The organism is Bacillus halotolerans (assembly GCF_004006435.1).
In the GTDB taxonomy this organism is placed as follows: Bacteria; Bacillota; Bacilli; order Bacillales; family Bacillaceae; genus Bacillus; species Bacillus halotolerans.
Genome location: NZ_CP029364.1, coordinates 67,683 through 83,156 on the forward strand (window position 1 = coordinate 67,683; position 15,474 = coordinate 83,156).

Genomic DNA, 15,474 nt, shown 5'->3' on the forward strand with positions numbered 1-15,474 from the left:
AGCACAACGTGAGCCCTCGCTAATAGAGCTTTGACTTAAGTGAGTAGTCAATGTCTACTTCAGCATCCACAACGCCTAGTGTTATGAAATCATGCCTTAACCAATACCAATGTTGTCAAGCAATCGTTGAATTAAATCAGTAAATGAAGTTACAGCCATAGGCAGGCTATTTTTGTTTAGATGTACTATCTGATCCTCGGTCACCGTATCAATCCTCACCTAAGTGAAGAAAATCAAAATTGAACTAATCAGCAAATATGCAAAAAAATGAAAGTACTGTCGACTTCGGCCATCGGTTAGCATCTTCTCGTTAGATCAAGAGTTTGCTGTTGAATGATTTCAGTTAAGGTTGAATAAAATCAGATTGAAAGCATCCAACCATCAATGTTACAGGATTTATTAACGGCTAAATGCGCTTTACACTATTCTATAAGAAGGAAGGAAGCGTCGATGACAAAGCTCTGCCGAGAAGTTTGGATCGAAGTAAATCTTGATGCCATTAAAAAAAATTTGCGAGCAATACGCCATCATATACCAAAAAAGACCAAAATTATGGCTGTCGTAAAAGCGAACGGTTATGGTCATGGGTCTGTAGAAGTGGCGCGCCATGCACTGGAACACGGGGCTAGTGAGCTCGCTGTTGCCAGCGTGGAGGAAGGAATCGTTTTACGAAAAGCGGGAATTACAGCGCCTATCCTTGTGCTTGGTTTTACATCCCTTAGTTGTGTGAAAAAATCAGCAGCTTGGAATATAGAGTTATCAGCATTTCAGGTTGATTGGATTAAAAAAGCTAACGATATATTGGAAAGTGAAGCGAGTACTAACCGATTGGGTATTCATATTAATGTGGATACTGGTATGGGCCGATTAGGTGTACGTACAAAAGAAGAACTTTTAGCAGTAGTGAAGGCATTAACAGCAAGTAAACTCCTAAGATGGGAAGGTATCTTTACACATTTTTCAACAGCCGATGAAGAAGACACCACTCTAACCAGACTGCAGCACGATCAATTTCTCCGTTTTCTCCGTTTTTTAAAAAACCAAGACATTGAGCTGCCCACCGTGCATATGAGCAACACGGCTGCGGCTATCGCTTTTCCGGAATTTAGCGCTGATATGATTCGTTTAGGTATAGGCTTATATGGATTATATCCTTCAGCATATATAAAACAACTACATCTCGTTAAGCTTGAACCTGCATTAAGTTTAAAGGCGCGTATCGCTTATGTGAAAACCATGCTGACAGAACCCCGGACCATTAGTTATGGTGCTACATACATCGCAAATCCCGGTGAAGTCATTGCTACACTCCCGATCGGATATGCTGACGGTTATTCTCGCGCGCTTTCCAATCGCGGGTTTGTTCTTCATCGCGGAAAACGAGTGCCGGTGGCGGGAAGAGTGACAATGGATATGATCATGGTTAGTTTAGGAGAGAGTGAAGGCAAACAAGGAGAGGAAGTTGTGATTTACGGTCACCAAAAGGGAGCTGAGATTCCCGTTGATGAAGTTGCTGAAATGCTTAATACGATTAACTATGAAGTGGTGTCTACATTAAGCCGCCGCATCCCCCGTTTTTATATAAGAGATGGCGAGATTTTTAAGATATCAACTCCAGTAATGTACGTGTAGATTTTTTCTTTCATTTTTTTGCAAATGTGAGGTCAATCCCTCTTTTATGCTGATTTAAGATCCTATAATAAGAGGGATTCAGTTTTACACACTTATCCCCCTATCGTCTGCAATTTTAGAAAGAGGATCACAATACCAAATAGGAATTTTAGGTGTTATTTCTCGATTGATTAAGAATAAGCATTATGAATACTTGAGCTACTTAGTTGCTGCCTTTTTCTCGTTTTGCAGAAAAACAGAGTCCCAGATCCAAAAGATTACAGCAAATGATATACTAAATAAGTAAACTTCGTATTCCATTAGAAAGTCTAAGGTGTTCTTTGGATCAGTAATTACAGTGAAGAATAACCATACTAAGAAGGAAAAGAATATGTATATGAGTAAATATTTCGGGTTAAACCTCTTTGGATTGCGATTTACGAAATATTGAACAGGTGCAGCAAAGATTACATAAAAGATAAACAGAATAACACTTATTAAGAAGTATGGAATGTAGCCATCATAATCAATGCCAAAAACATAAACAACAGCAGCTGATAATGCAGACAAGACATGAACAAATATGATCCTTAAAACTTGCATGTTTAAATCCCCTTTCACAATGTAAGCATCACTATGATGATCTCAATTATTGTTAAAATTGACATACCTACTTCCTGAATTAAATCTAGACTAGACTAAAGCTCCGTCACGTCCGAACTTTACAAATAGATTTACTTTGTTTCTTCAAAGTGACAAGAACAATAAACTGAATTGTGATCTCTATCTATAAAGTATGTATCCCGGATGAAGAAATTTGTGTAGCCAGTTGTCTTGAGTATCGCTTTACTCGTCATGAGCATATCCATCTGAATATCTTAATCAGTTGGAAAAGCCACATTAGCAGTAAACGCTGCATGTACTTCAAAAGAAAGAATTATCAAATTTAAAGTTTAAGATTTTCATGGCAATCCCTCCGCACTATTTCCTTTATTGTGCCAAGAGATTTATGTCTCATTAAAACTGCTGTTTTATTCAGATATCAAACATCTTGGGTATCTTTCTTATTCTTAAACCATTGAATAGCATTTCGGCGAGTTATTGCAACAGGTATTAATAGCAGAGTACCGACAATAAGCAACATAAAAAAGATCACAAACAACGCACCTGTTCCCGGAACAATTTCTTCATAGGTAATAAAGCGTTCCTCCCCCTGCAGGACGAAGAACCGAGAATGTTCGAGAAAGGCTAGATGAAAAGCGATTGACGTCCATAAGCTTCCTGTTACAATATGCAGGAGTTGAAGGATGAATCCAAAAGACAACAATAAAACGATGTAATCTAATGTGATAGCAGGTGACTTAATTCCAGCTATATACTGCAAACCACTTACAGCTATTGGTGCAAGCACAAACAGAATCGGCTGCAGGAGCAAGGCCATGAAACAGTTAAATCGCCTGTTTAGAGCATAGTACACCGCCCCACGAAAAGTTAATTCCTCTGGAAAAGCTTCATAATAGAAAGCGATAATCATATTTAAGAGCAATACTGAAACTAAATGGATAGAGAAATGAAATTGTGAAATTTTGACCCAGTCCAATAAATGGGCGATTGTGAATCCAGATCCGGAAAGAATAATGACGTACATTGCACCCATAATGGCTTTCGGAACGGCTTGCCTCCACCCAGACAGTCCGATAGAGCAAAATGGCCTACTAGACGTCCGTTTGAGAAGAAAGTAGAGTAATGGAACAGTAATTAATGTTACTAAGCCTGATTGTATACCTTGCTGTAAGAGTTTAGAAGCTCCTGCTTGGTGGGCTATTGAACCGATTAAAGTAGCAAAAAACAAAGCAAATACGAATGTTCCCCAACTTAGCAAGATAGTTACCAACCATTTTGGATGATTGTTTTGTTTTCCGCTTTGGGTATGATGAAATTGCATATGGATACTCCTTTCACAACATTCATATGAAGCAATATAACCCCTACAGTCACTATACGTTCTATAACTGTTATTGTTTCAAATTCCTGTATATCCCACTTCCCTTCTGATTAAAATTGTTGTTTTATTGAGGTGCCATCACAAAAAAAGCGTCCTAGCTTCAGTTGCCGGTACGCTTACTTTCTTAATATATGAACATATAACGACATTTCAGAGTTATCCGGATTTTCAAACTATATCTTCTGAAGTTGCTGACTCTTTCTTAAAATAAGCTTCTAACTGATCAAAAACTAAGAGCTGTGTGCATTCAACAATTTCACTCCACAACCACATATCCATTGTCTGTAAAGTAAATCCATCAGGAAAATTCTTCATTTTCACAATCATTGAACCTCTTGCCGGTTGTTTTATGGACAATAGCCAGTTCTTCTCCATTAACGAAACGTACAATGGCCTCATCAAATTCAATTGGTTGATTAACGGCATATCCTTCTTTTAAAGCCTTAATAAACAAATAAGGATCATCTTTTTACAGCTCCTAAAGAACATTGGCATATTGTTCATTTTTGTCTCTAAGCAATTCGAAATTAATCAACGATATGTATAAATCTTTATCTGATAAATTTAATTTAATGAAGGTGTCTCTTGTGAGCAAGCGCAGACTACAAAAAATATCGCTATTAAACAAAAAATTAATACTATTCTATTACACTTATAGGGAAAGTTATAAAACCTGCTGGAGAATACCCTACCTCCAGCAATGCCAAGGCCGTTCACCTAGTAGAAAACGACCTTTAACCATTCCTAACGATTTTAATAATCATTCACCATACTCGATCCATATATTGGGATTCCAACTAAAAGGCCGTCGCTTCTTAGTAAACTCACAATAACAACGATTATAAAATTTCTCAAGGAACGATCAGCAGCCCGTTAGCTACCCCTGATTAAAGATAATCTGTTACCACACTGTTACGTTAGAACTTCCACTACTTTGATATCCCTCTGTCGCTAAGACTTGGTAAGACCAATTACTACCCAGATTCATCCCATATCTCTTCCATGCGTTAACGTGATTGCTGAAAGTGATTGTAGCGTTGCTTCCAGTTGGTCTCTTCGACTGGCGAACACTCCAGTACTGCGTAAAAGTAGTTTTATCGCCATCAATGGAAGGTGCATCATAACGTGTAGTTGTGTACACGTCATATGTACCCCCATCACTGTAAACCGTACCTTTATACGTTCCAGTAGGTCTATAAGTACCCCATGAATCCACTACATAATATTCTATGAGGGGTGATCGCGTCCAACCATATAAAGTCAAATATGCATTGCCATTCGGCGCCCAAACTCCGGCATTATAGTTTATCGTCCTAAATGGCGAACCTGTAGTCCAACCTTTACCAACAACGAAATTCCCGGTATTAGACCAATTCACACTGTAATTCCCGCCAGACCCATTGACAGCGTTTACTGTTCCGCCCCCATCAGTCCAATTTTGCCAGTAGTCTGTGTTAGCTGCAGAGGCGTTTGCCGAAAACAAGCTAATACTCATCAAAGCTGCCGTTAACCCAACTAAGAATTTCTTTGTAAACTTAAACATATGTTACCTCCTATAATATTTTTTCTGACTTTGACATGAGGTAGCACTCGTATCTATTTAAAACATCCTTAATTACTACGCCCCAAAGCTTTTGATCGTCCCCTTCAATATAATATCACGAATTCACAAGCAAATATTAAGAATATTTGTAATTTAATTACAAATACCTAAAAAATTATATTATAAGTGGTCTTGTTCCGCCTAGCCTGATCCTTTTTTCGCAGAATCACAATTCTTGTTTCTAAATCTGATGGAGTAATATCTGTAATTAACCTCCATTCGAACCATTTCGTTTAAAGGAGATATACATTAGAGATTGTGAAGTCATTGTAGCTGCCCCAGAAGGTGCTCCTGACTTTGAAGCTGTAATGGAACATATCATGTCCAAAAAATCCAGCTCATAAGATTGTTTACTGTGTCTTCGATGTTATCTGCAAAGACGGTCAGTCAATTGCCTCTAAGCCGCTCACTGTGCGTAAGACAGTTTTGAATTCACTTGAACTGAATCATCCTAATGTCTTTGTTATCGAAGGAATTTCAAGGTAACGGACTAACTTACTTTACCTTGGCCAAATAAAAAAATTAGAGGGAATCGTGCTCAAGAAAGCTGACTCTCCTTATGAAATCAATAAACGTTCACACAATTGGCTGAAAGTGATAAATTATGATTACACTGAAGTTCTCATAATCGGCTACACCAAGAAGGATATAAAATTCCTTCTATCCTATCCCGATGGAACTTCAGCTGGATTTATGGAATTCATGCCACATGCAGAACGAAGTAAGTTCCTCTCTATGAAACAAGTAAATTCTGAATCTGATGAATATGTATTTATTGAGCCTATCTAATGTAAGGTTAAGCATAGATTTAAGACTAAACACGGTAAACTCCGCATACCTTCCTTCGAATCCTGAAGAGTATAAACTCTCCGTTACATAACTCCTTAGTGCCAAGCCCTATAAAGCTTGATGAAAATTTAGTACATGGTTTAATTAGTTTATTTAGTTTTCATCTATTCATCAAAGCTATAAGGGTAAACGATACTTTCTACAAATCCAATCTCCTTTCCCTTATTGCGAATTTTCATACATCCCTCATAGCTGTACGCCCATATTTCTTTATAATCCCTCAGCTCGCCACAGTTCCCTGTTATGATGATTCTCTAAAACTATTGATCAGCTGCCACACGTTACCTCCGTGTGAAAAGCCGTTTGGATCGTGGCGTAATTCATACGGATAAACGTCTTCTCCCGTGTATTTATCAACAAAGAATAGCTGTGTCCTGAATTTGAAATACGCTTTTTGATTGGATTGTCCTGAGATGTTTTCTTTGCTATAGAAAGTTCGACGATCAATGCTTGCGATAAGCTTTATCAGGTCATTAATATCATTCATGCGTTTAATTAGCCCTTCCCTTTAGCCCTTCCCTTACCCTCTTTCAATAAAATAAATATTTTATTTTGATTCTAATGTAATTTTTTTTAACCTTTTTAGTTTCTATCTTTCAATTACATTTTGTCTCGAGGTGAAATGTAATGAAATTTCTTCTGGATTTTGCGAATTGGACTTTTGATAAAGTCATGGATTATACACTGGCTGCTGTAATTTGGTTTGTATTCAAGTCCAAATCAAAACAGAATGAGTATCATGATCACTTCGAAGAGAGGCGCCGCCATAGAAACTAAATCATCCTTCTATGATCGTTATCGATACGTGTGTTTTTCCGATAACGATCCATCCTTATATGTTTAGTTAAAAAACTATCTTTTATTTAGACTTGTTCAACTTGTCGTATAGTATCTAACAGTTCTTTCTCAAATGTTTTTATGTGATTGCCTCCGAATCAAACCCTTACTCTTGTTTCGCTTTCAAATTCATTATTTAAAGCAGCTGCTTATTCAGTTCCTACATAAATACATTTATTCTTGCTTTCATCGACTACATAAGCGTTCATTATCTTCGCTCCTTGGAATCACGATTTTAAGTTAACTTTAAAGTACATCGTCTTGAGAAATTCCCCTTTAATTGGTAATCTGACACCTAGGATCATACAAAGCAGGTGATGTCTTGAATAAAATAATCGGAATAATTGGATTAATTGTTTCCTTAATTGTGCAAGGGTTTTCAGCAAGTGATTCGTTGACTCATGAGATTGCTATGGCTTTTCTATTTTTATTCTTAATCATTTATAATTTTGAACATGCCAAGGATTTCTCTAATTGTCTTAGGAGCAATCTTTATAGCTCTAATGCTAGGTATTTATCAACTCCTTTCCTTTATCGGTGATTACTTTGAGAGGCTAAACTTAAATATTGGACTTATCATCTTACTTGAGATCGCTTTGATCATTGTTTTGGTATCTATTGCAGTAAACTTAATGAAGCTTATTGCGAATCGGTTAAGGAAAACACCTCATGGTAAAGAGTTTTAACTCTTTGCCTTTTTTATGCTAAGTGCCTCTTTCTGTTGGTATCTTATGTATGAAATCAAATGCAATATCAACTTTCCCTAATTCCTTCTTTTCTGTTATGGTCTCGACTGATTCACCCTTAGCTGCAATATAAGTACTTGATCATACCATTGATGTGATTGCTGTATAAGTTCGTCTTTAAAATTCAAGCCTACATATATGAAAAACGATGGACTCTCCATCTTCATTATTAAAGACAAGATTGAATATATGCAGTGCTTCATCAGAACAACTATTTCTTATAAAAGTATAAAATAAGTGTTCGTTTTAATCTTTCCTGTTACGAAAACGATCAAATACATAGATATCTGTCTCTACTCAAGCCAGAAATCATTTTGTTTTTTTAAAAAACATTCTTGATTTTCACATTTATATAAGCGCTCATAAAACATTAGATCATATCCATTATATATAACTAAAATGCAGGTATTAGAGCTATTATATCGGGATTTAACTACGAAATATATGGGGGCATATTTACATCTAAATACTCAAAAACAAGAACAAACGTGTCTATAGCACTGCCATTTCCACACCCTACCCAAATATTTTCATTTTCCTAATTCCGCCTCAAAATCACCCTATTTTATATCGTAAAATCGCTATCGTAAAACCGCATAGTGCCAATGTTTTTCTCTCTTAAAATTCCCTCTTTTTCTTCAATATTTACTTAAAGCAGCCTACTTCCCTCTACTCCCTCTTACGTTTTACGTTCGTTTAATCCCTATTCACCAATCCAATTAGCAAATGTCCTTATGTTTATCGCCTTTTTAAAATCTTTTTTAATTTTTACGATAAGCATGTTATTCCGTACGATATATGACTTGATTGTATTTGTTGACAATTTGACAGAGAAATTTAATGCACTTCTAACTTTTTTAATTGCAATAGGAATTGTGGTTGACCCCACAACTCAAGGCATTTCTGACAGTGAACAAGCAATGGATGACGAATCTGCACAATAAACCCCTACGTTCTCTTAATTGAGGAGGGTATTTTTTCGTTTTTAAGATAACATTAATCTTCCTTATTCATTTAAATATGATAAAATATTACATATTTAATATAGGAGGGCTTGTCTTGGAGCAAATGATCTCTTCTTCTAAAGTCGGAGTGAAAATAAATGAGTGGTATAAATACATAAGATTGTTTAGTGTCCCAGATTCGGAAATATTGAAAGCTGAGGTCGAGGAAGAAATAAGGCATATGAAAGAAGACCAAGATTTATTGTTGTACTATTCTCTCATGTGTTTTCGTCACCAATTGATGCTGGATTACCTTGAACCCAACACAATGAACGAAGAACGCCCTAAAATTTCAGACTTATTAGAAAAGATCGAAAGTAACCAAACTGATTTGAAGGGAATTCTTGAATATTATTTTAACTTTTTCCGGGGTATGTATGAATTTGAACAGTACGAATATCTTAATGCCATAAGCTTCTATAAGCAAGCCGAGAAAAAGCTATCACTTGTCGCAGATGAGATAGAGCGAGCAGAATTCCACTACAAAGTTGCAGAGATTTATTATCATATGAAGCAGACACATATGTCGATGCATCATATTGTTCAAGCAATAGAAAGTTATAAAGCACATGAAACTTATACTGTAAGGGTTATTCAATGTTCGTTTGTTATTGGACTTAACTATTTAGATATGGAATATCCTGAAAAAGCGATTCCTCATTTTAAAGAAGCTCTAGACAAAGCAAGAGAAATCGACATGCCACGTTTAATCGGTTCGTCCCTATATAACCTTGGCTTATGTTCATTTGCTGAGGAAGTTTATGAAAAGGCAGCTGAGTACTTTAAAGAAGGTATACTAGTATACCAAAACAACGGGTACGAGCATTCAAATCGTTTATTAGATATCTTGTTAATGTTATCAAAAACCACATTTAAAATGAGGAATCAATCAGAAGCAATTTCTTGGTGTGCACATGGTCTGTCTTTGTCCAAGAATTTAAATGATGAAATTATGGCTAAAATGTTTGAATTCATTAATGCCTTACATGTTGATGACGACAAAGAAAAATTAAATTCGATTCTAAATTATTTAGAATCGAAATCAATGCTTTCAGACGTGGAGGATTTAGCCTCAGATGCAGCGAAGTATTATAATGAAAAAGAAGACCATAAAGTAGCTAATGTTTTTTATGAGAAAGTGCTTTATGCCCGTAAACAAATTCAGAGAGGGGATTGTCTTTATGAAACTTAAGCATGCATCTGTCTTTATTTTAGCCATTGTTTTAATTGGATTTGTCAGCATTTATTTAACTAACACTCAAAAAGAGGTCCAAGAAGCACGTAGAGGGCATACAGCAAGTATTGGTTATTTCACTGATGGACATTCATTTGAAGTTGCTAGTAGAGGTCATACTTCTTAAATATGTATCATTCCCCCTTCAAATTTTGAAGGGGTTATTTTTACGATTTATGTCCACCAGTTAGACCTGCTTTCTGAAGCGCAGTTCCTGCAGGTGTATAAGAAACTGCTCTCAGGATCGCTTTCGATTCAAATTTGTTTCTTTCCCATCCATTACAAACCCGAGCTTTCTTCTTTCAAATAGGCTTATTTGCTGATTAGAGTTATCTTCAATATTAGACAGAATAACTGAGATACTTCTTACTTACATGATTCTAGTAAGAAGATTGTTATTATCATTATTTTGACTGATGTTCCCTTTTAAAAGAATCATGTATGATCGATATAGAAAACGCTTTCAAAGAAAGGGGATACCAACATGTCTAATCGTATGAAACGAGTGTTGTTGCTTTTTATCACTGGATTGTTTATGAGTTTGTCTGCAGTCACTTCTACTGCCTCGGCTCAAACCGGCGGATCGTTTTTTGACCCTTTTAACAGCTATAACTCCGGATTATGGCAAAAAGCAAATGGTTATTCGAATGGAAATATGTTCAATTGCACTTGGCGTGCAAATAACGTATCAGTGACGTCATTAGGTGAAATGCGTTTGGCGCTAACAAGTCCATCTTATAACAAGTTTGACTGCGGGGAAAACCGCTCTGTTCAAACATATGGCTATGGACTTTATGAAGTCAGAATGAAACCAGCTAAAAACACAGGGATCGTTTCATCGTTCTTCACCTACACAGGTCCAACGGATGGAACTCCTTGGGATGAGATTGATATCGAATTTTTAGGAAAAGACACAACAAAGGTTCAATTTAACTATTATACAAATGGTGTAGGAAACCATGAGAAGATTGTGGATCTCGGATTTGATGCAGCCAATGCCAATCATACGTATGCGTTCGATTGGCAGCCAAACTCTATTAAATGGTATGTCGATGGGCAATTAAAACATACTGCGACAAGCCAAATTCCGACAACACCAGGAAAGATCATGATGAACTTGTGGAATGGTACGGGTGTAGATGAATGGCTCGGTTCCTACAATGGTGTAACACCGCTATACGCTCATTACGACTGGGTGCGTTATACAAAAAAATAATACCATATGTGATAAGAGCCTGCAGCCTCAATATAGCCAGGCTCTTATGATTGTAATGAGAAAATTGTTGGCGTTCCCTATAGTGAAACTGAAGAGCAAATAGAAGTTTAAATTTATATGAGTTAGTTTCTTAACTAAATGATAACAAAAAACGATTATATTTTTAGTCACTTTTTGTGATGACTTATGCCCACCAGTAAGCCTAGATCTGTGAAGCGCAGTTCCTGCAGGTGTATAAGAAACTGCTCTCAGAATCGCTTTCGAGCCATATTTGCTTCTAATCCCATCCATAACGAATCCAAGCTTTCTTCTCTTTTCATTATCCACTTCAAATAAACTCAACTGTTGATTAACTTCATCTTCAATATTTGATAACGTAACCGAGATACTTCTCACTGTCTTACCTGAGTAAAACTTATGAAAGAGCATCAAGCAGCATCTGTAGTCCATCGTGATATTTGTGGGAAGATCAATTGTTTTGGATCGATGAAATTCCCCCCAAGCTCATCCTTACTGTAACCAATCCCCAAGCTTATTGTTCGACCAACTTTGTTATGTGTACGTGCCCTTCTTGCAAATCTCCAAGAGAACAGCTTTAATCCTTCCCTCTTTGTATACTCCCTCAGAAAAATCTGACTCTTACCAAAACTAATTTGCCTCTGCATCAAAGGAGCACCAATTTCTGATAAATCAATTTCCGTGATCATGGTAGCACAACTTGTTACCCTTTATTCCGAACTTTTTTCAAGCAGCTCTAAGGGAAACTTGGCTAACTGGTCTACAGTCGATATCTCCATTCGGTTCAGGTTTCTTTCTATCCTCCCTCCTATCCCCCACATTTTAGACAACGAATGAAGCAATTTGTCTCGCTCCTTTATTGATCCAATATCAATAGAACAAAGGTTCGATGTAAATGCTGGTAATGCTATTCCATATCCTCGAATGATCCTTCCTTAAAACAATCTACACGTCTCCAAATAAATAAACCTCTAAAAATTAGAAGACATAAAAAATAACAAGAGCTTTAAAACCCTTGTGAAAGCTTGTTTTCATTACACTCTCTATCTTCCTTTTTCATCATTTCTATATGTTTTTACGAATTTTGGTAAAAAAGAAAAAGGTACCGTTTGGTACCTTTTTTTATATTTATTTCTCATTTCTTGTGAATTTTGGCAGTCCGAATATAATTGCTATGATGCCGCAGATCCCGATTAAAACAGGATAGAAAGAGTAATGCAAGATGCTGACAGGTGAAATATTCCCAAACTTCCCGGCCGATAACATCTGCGCGCCATAAGGAATTAAGCCTTGTATCACGCAGGAAAAGATATCTAAGATACTTGCTGACTTTCTATTATCGATTTTAAATTCATCAGAGATATTTTTGGCTATCGGTCCGGCTGCAATAATAGCAATCGTATTATTGGCAGTAGCTAGGTTAGTAACACTGACCAATCCGGCAATACCGGCTTCAGCACCTTTTTTCGAATGGATTCTTTTGGAAATGAATCCCACCAAAAAGTCAATCCCTCCGTTTTGTTTCATGACGCCGACCATTCCGCCAATTAACATTGAAAGGATGATAAGATCAGACATTCCGGCAATTCCATCCGTAATTGCTTTAAAATAAGACTCAAGCGTCAAGCTGCCGCTTGCAAACCCTATAATTCCTGTTAAGATCAACCCTCCAAAAATGACAGCCACCACATTAAAACCAATTAACGCAAAGACTAACACGGCAACATAAGGAAGTACTTTAAACCAGCTGTAAGATTCAGCTCCGGTATGTCCTACGTGTCCTGTCGGTATAAAAAATAATAAAATGATAGTTATGATAGCAGCAGGCAAAACGATCAAAAAATTCGTTTTAAATTTATCCATCATTTGTGTTTTTTGTGACCGTACTGCCGCGATGGTGGTGTCCGAAATAAAAGAAAGATTATCTCCAAACATAGCTCCGCCGACAACAGCTGCAATAGCGATTGCAGTAGACAAACCAAGTTCTCCGCTCAAACCGGCGCTAATTGGAGCAACTGCGGCAATCGTCCCCATCGATGTTCCCATCGAAACAGAAATAAAACAAGCAATGATAAATAGCCCTGGCAGTATAAACTGCTTCGGAATAATGCTCAAAGCAAGGTTGACGGTTGAGTGTACCGCTCCCATCGTCTCAGCTGCAGAAGCAAAAGCACCCGCTAATATAAAAATGATAACCATCATAATAATATCAGGATGTCCCGCCCCGGAAGCAAACCATTCTATTTTCTGATTGAGAGATTGCTTCTGGTTAAATGAAAGCGCGAAAGCTGATGCTATAATTGCCGCAATCAATATCGGCAATTTATAGAAATCTCCAGTCAATACACCAGAGCCGACAAAAAGGCCTACAAATAAGACTAGTGGCAATAGCGCCCAAGGATTTCCATTTTGTTTCATCTAAGTAGCCACCTTTAATTTCAGTATCAAAGTCGTTAAACATAGTCTAAACAACATTCCATACTTTAAAAGGCTACAGTAAAAAAGTCAAGCGTAAAAATAGTATAGTAATTATTAAATTAAAAACAGAAAAGAAAGAAGGATTTTTCAAGAAGAGGAAATAACACTTTCATCAACAGATTATTTGGAAAGTTCCATATACAAATACAACTGTTTGATGAGGGGTGTTTGAGGGGGAAGATGGCAACACGCAACGATACTGGCCATAAAAACTGTTTTAGCTATTATCAATAATACTAATATAAAAAGTAAAGGGTTCATACCCTTCCTCTTTATGCACCAACTTAATCTGCGGTCATAGCAATTGTTATTCAAACAAGACATAGCAGCATCAGAGAACATGAGGAGCATATACAAGAAAATAAATTCAATAATTAAAAGGGCGCTATTTTCATATTCAAATTGAGTTCTTGTAAGCACTAATTGCTTCGTTACGTAGTAACATGTTATCTTTGTTAACCATACCTAAGTTGTAAGCTTTTTTAATAATATCTAATACCTTCAAATCCATTGCAGAAAGACTACCTCCACCATTTAATCTAGATTTCCAATAATCTAAAGACTTATTTATGTCAAGTGAGCTTTTTTTATTCTCGGGTTCAACTACCTCATTTTTCTCAAGTTTTTCACAGAATTCACTAAAACTAATGGATGAAGGAGTTGGATTATTCCCTCCATACCCTTCAGTAGCCAAACTGCAAAATGCTAAGAATTTTGGATCATAAATAAGATCACTTGAGTTTACATTTACCACCGATAACCACAATCCTTTCAGAGCTTTTTATAATCTTAGAGCACCCTTTCCATCTTTACACATGTTAAATATCGACAATTATTCAAATGATTTAATAATTGAATAAAAAAAGAACCTGCATTAAGCATGTTCTCTCCCTAATTTGCAAACTTTTGTTTTATAACCATTATTTTATTTAGATTGAGGATGCTTACTCGGAAAAGCAACAATACTTTAACATTGTGTTTAATTCGTATAAGTCTCCTTATAGCTCCCCGTTTTATTTAAGTATATTTCTTCATAAACTTTAGGGTGAAAAGAGAGAGACTATTCCCCCTAAATTCTATTAACTGGGCTGTTGTTTTAACCATTCTTTTTTTAGCAATGCATATTGAAAAGTGTTTTCATATTTAGGTGTTCCATCCTCGTATTTAGTAAATGAAATAAATTCAAGAAAATAACCTTCTTTACGCATACCTAATCTTTCACATAATTTTTGAGACCTATAGTTATCATCTTCAACATATGCATAAAGCCTTCTTGCTCCTTTTTGCATAAAGAGATACTTTAAGAAAGCCTTCGCACTTTCACTTGCGTATCCCATCCCTTCGAATTGAGCATTGAAATTCCAACAAATACAATAGGTATCTGGCTCTTCTTTAAAATAAAATAGTTCTCCTATTATATCATCACTATCTTTTAAGCAGACTGCAATATAAGAGTCATCTTTGCTTCTTTTTTGCACTCTTAAGACAGCTTCTTCTAACGTAGAAATTCTGTCATCAAGAAAGCAGTTTACTCTTGGATTAGCCGAATATTCCAACAAGCCTTGAGAATCTGCCTCGCAAAAATTTCTTAAAATTAATCGGTGGGTTTCAATTTTTTGCATTTGTAATCTCCTAATTCAAATTTATCGATAATCTGATCAAGCAAGAAGATGGAATTTTATCACCCTCAAATACATCAACTATGAAGATTCCCCCAGGTGGAAAATACATGGGTAAATACAATTATAAATACAATTTGAAGGGAGTTTCAGTTGGTGTTGCTACCGCAGCAATCGCCGCAGTCTCAAAAAAGCACCTTACAATGTCATACTAAGTATTGTATCATTTTTAGCAGGTACACAAACAACTGCAT

General features: G+C 36.3%; 12 protein-coding genes and 9 pseudogenes. 9 read left to right on the forward strand and 12 right to left on the reverse strand.

The window, feature by feature from the left end:
* Positions 1-161: 161 nt before the first annotated feature.
* Positions 162-259: pseudogene (locus tag DIC78_RS22090) on the forward strand (tyrosine-type recombinase/integrase); the annotation flags it as partial.
* A gap of 191 nt (positions 260-450) precedes the next feature.
* Positions 451-1,632, forward strand: a complete 1,182-nt coding sequence (alr, locus tag DIC78_RS00380) for an alanine racemase (RefSeq protein ID WP_095713908.1) — start codon at positions 451-453, stop codon at positions 1,630-1,632.
* Between the two features lie 198 nt (positions 1,633-1,830).
* Here the strand turns inward: alr and DIC78_RS00385 are convergent, their stop codons facing one another.
* The 5 genes and pseudogenes from DIC78_RS00385 to DIC78_RS00410 all read right to left on the reverse strand — a co-directional run.
* Entirely contained in the window at positions 1,831-2,214 is a 384-nt protein-coding gene (locus tag DIC78_RS00385) for a UPF0715 family protein (protein WP_095713907.1), read from the reverse strand.
* 439 nt (positions 2,215-2,653) lie between these two features.
* A complete protein-coding gene (locus tag DIC78_RS00395) occupies positions 2,654-3,556 on the reverse strand; it encodes a CPBP family intramembrane glutamic endopeptidase (protein WP_127695136.1) in 903 nt (300 codons plus the stop codon).
* 309 nt (positions 3,557-3,865) lie between these two features.
* Positions 3,866-4,229: pseudogene (locus DIC78_RS21640) on the reverse strand (hypothetical protein); the annotation flags it as partial.
* A gap of 288 nt (positions 4,230-4,517) precedes the next feature.
* Entirely contained in the window at positions 4,518-5,159 is a 642-nt protein-coding gene (locus tag DIC78_RS00405) for a glycoside hydrolase family 11 protein (protein ID WP_095713905.1), read from the reverse strand.
* 203 nt (positions 5,160-5,362) lie between these two features.
* A pseudogene (locus DIC78_RS00410) lies at positions 5,363-5,443 on the reverse strand (hypothetical protein); the annotation flags it as partial.
* Between the two features lie 24 nt (positions 5,444-5,467).
* On the opposite strand from DIC78_RS00410, the pseudogene DIC78_RS00415 reads away from it, so the two are divergent.
* Positions 5,468-6,074 (forward strand): annotated as a pseudogene (locus tag DIC78_RS00415) (ATP-dependent DNA ligase); the annotation flags it as partial.
* Positions 6,075-6,172: 98 nt separating this feature from the next.
* On the opposite strand, the pseudogene DIC78_RS00420 reads toward DIC78_RS00415, so the two are convergent.
* Positions 6,173-6,555: pseudogene (locus DIC78_RS00420) on the reverse strand (hypothetical protein).
* Positions 6,556-6,695: 140 nt separating this feature from the next.
* On the opposite strand from DIC78_RS00420, the gene DIC78_RS21500 reads away from it, so the two are divergent.
* A complete protein-coding gene (locus DIC78_RS21500) occupies positions 6,696-6,845 on the forward strand; it encodes a hypothetical protein (RefSeq protein ID WP_164848130.1) in 150 nt (49 codons plus the stop codon).
* Positions 6,846-7,006: 161 nt separating this feature from the next.
* On the opposite strand, the pseudogene DIC78_RS22095 reads toward DIC78_RS21500, so the two are convergent.
* Positions 7,007-7,114, reverse strand: a pseudogene (locus DIC78_RS22095) (hypothetical protein); the annotation flags it as partial.
* Between the two features lie 113 nt (positions 7,115-7,227).
* Here DIC78_RS22095 and DIC78_RS00425 point away from each other — a divergent pair.
* The 4 genes and pseudogenes from DIC78_RS00425 (at position 7,228) to DIC78_RS00440 (ending at position 10,016) form a co-directional block, all read left to right on the forward strand.
* Positions 7,228-7,591: pseudogene (locus tag DIC78_RS00425) on the forward strand (YoqO family protein).
* Between the two features lie 794 nt (positions 7,592-8,385).
* Positions 8,386-8,595 (forward strand): phage holin, encoded by a 210-nt coding sequence (locus tag DIC78_RS00430; protein WP_106020825.1) that lies wholly within the window; start codon positions 8,386-8,388, stop codon positions 8,593-8,595.
* 115 nt (positions 8,596-8,710) lie between these two features.
* Positions 8,711-9,847, forward strand: a complete 1,137-nt coding sequence (locus tag DIC78_RS00435) for a response regulator aspartate phosphatase (protein ID WP_106020823.1) — start codon at positions 8,711-8,713, stop codon at positions 9,845-9,847.
* The gene (locus tag DIC78_RS00440; RefSeq protein WP_127695138.1) at positions 9,837-10,016 is read left to right on the forward strand and encodes an aspartate phosphatase; all 180 of its coding nucleotides are present in this window, start codon (positions 9,837-9,839) and stop codon (positions 10,014-10,016) included. The genes DIC78_RS00435 and DIC78_RS00440 overlap by 11 nt, the downstream gene beginning before the upstream one ends.
* Before the next feature lie 40 nt (positions 10,017-10,056).
* Here DIC78_RS00440 and DIC78_RS21700 read toward each other — a convergent pair.
* A pseudogene (locus DIC78_RS21700) lies at positions 10,057-10,259 on the reverse strand (UV damage repair protein UvrX); the annotation flags it as partial.
* Between the two features lie 114 nt (positions 10,260-10,373).
* Here DIC78_RS21700 and bglS point away from each other — a divergent pair.
* Positions 10,374-11,105: a beta-glucanase gene (gene bglS / locus DIC78_RS00445; protein WP_024121540.1), complete on the forward strand. Its 732-nt coding sequence runs from the start codon at positions 10,374-10,376 to the stop codon at positions 11,103-11,105.
* 180 nt (positions 11,106-11,285) lie between these two features.
* On the opposite strand, the pseudogene DIC78_RS00450 reads toward bglS, so the two are convergent.
* The 4 genes and pseudogenes from DIC78_RS00450 to DIC78_RS00465 form a co-directional block, all read right to left on the reverse strand.
* Positions 11,286-11,953 (reverse strand): annotated as a pseudogene (locus tag DIC78_RS00450) (DinB/UmuC family translesion DNA polymerase); the annotation flags it as partial.
* A gap of 298 nt (positions 11,954-12,251) precedes the next feature.
* Positions 12,252-13,541 carry a Na+/H+ antiporter NhaC family protein gene (locus DIC78_RS00455; protein WP_101861271.1) on the reverse strand — a complete coding sequence of 430 codons (1,290 nt, stop codon included), beginning with the start codon at positions 13,539-13,541 and terminating at the stop codon, positions 12,252-12,254.
* Positions 13,542-13,998: 457 nt separating this feature from the next.
* Positions 13,999-14,355, reverse strand: coding sequence for a hypothetical protein (locus DIC78_RS00460; RefSeq protein WP_024121536.1), 357 nt, complete (start codon positions 14,353-14,355; stop codon positions 13,999-14,001).
* Between the two features lie 325 nt (positions 14,356-14,680).
* Complete coding sequence (locus tag DIC78_RS00465) at positions 14,681-15,223, reverse strand: GNAT family N-acetyltransferase (RefSeq protein WP_127695140.1); 543 nt, start codon at positions 15,221-15,223, stop codon at positions 14,681-14,683.
* Between the last annotated feature and the right edge of the window lie 251 nt (positions 15,224-15,474).

Coding starts and splice junctions, on each gene's coding strand:
- alr (WP_095713908.1), top strand. CDS start 451: ATGACAAAGCTCTGCCGAGAAGTTTGGATCGAAGTAAATCTTGATGCC.
- DIC78_RS00385 (WP_095713907.1), bottom strand. CDS start 2,214: ATGCAAGTTTTAAGGATCATATTTGTTCATGTCTTGTCTGCATTATCA.
- DIC78_RS00395 (WP_127695136.1), bottom strand. CDS start 3,556: ATGCAATTTCATCATACCCAAAGCGGAAAACAAAACAATCATCCAAAA.
- DIC78_RS00405 (WP_095713905.1), bottom strand. CDS start 5,159: ATGTTTAAGTTTACAAAGAAATTCTTAGTTGGGTTAACGGCAGCTTTG.
- DIC78_RS21500 (WP_164848130.1), top strand. CDS start 6,696: ATGAAATTTCTTCTGGATTTTGCGAATTGGACTTTTGATAAAGTCATG.
- DIC78_RS00430 (WP_106020825.1), top strand. CDS start 8,386: ATGTTTATCGCCTTTTTAAAATCTTTTTTAATTTTTACGATAAGCATG.
- DIC78_RS00440 (WP_127695138.1), top strand. CDS start 9,837: ATGAAACTTAAGCATGCATCTGTCTTTATTTTAGCCATTGTTTTAATT.
- bglS (WP_024121540.1), top strand. CDS start 10,374: ATGTCTAATCGTATGAAACGAGTGTTGTTGCTTTTTATCACTGGATTG.
- DIC78_RS00455 (WP_101861271.1), bottom strand. CDS start 13,541: ATGAAACAAAATGGAAATCCTTGGGCGCTATTGCCACTAGTCTTATTT.
- DIC78_RS00465 (WP_127695140.1), bottom strand. CDS start 15,223: ATGCAAAAAATTGAAACCCACCGATTAATTTTAAGAAATTTTTGCGAG.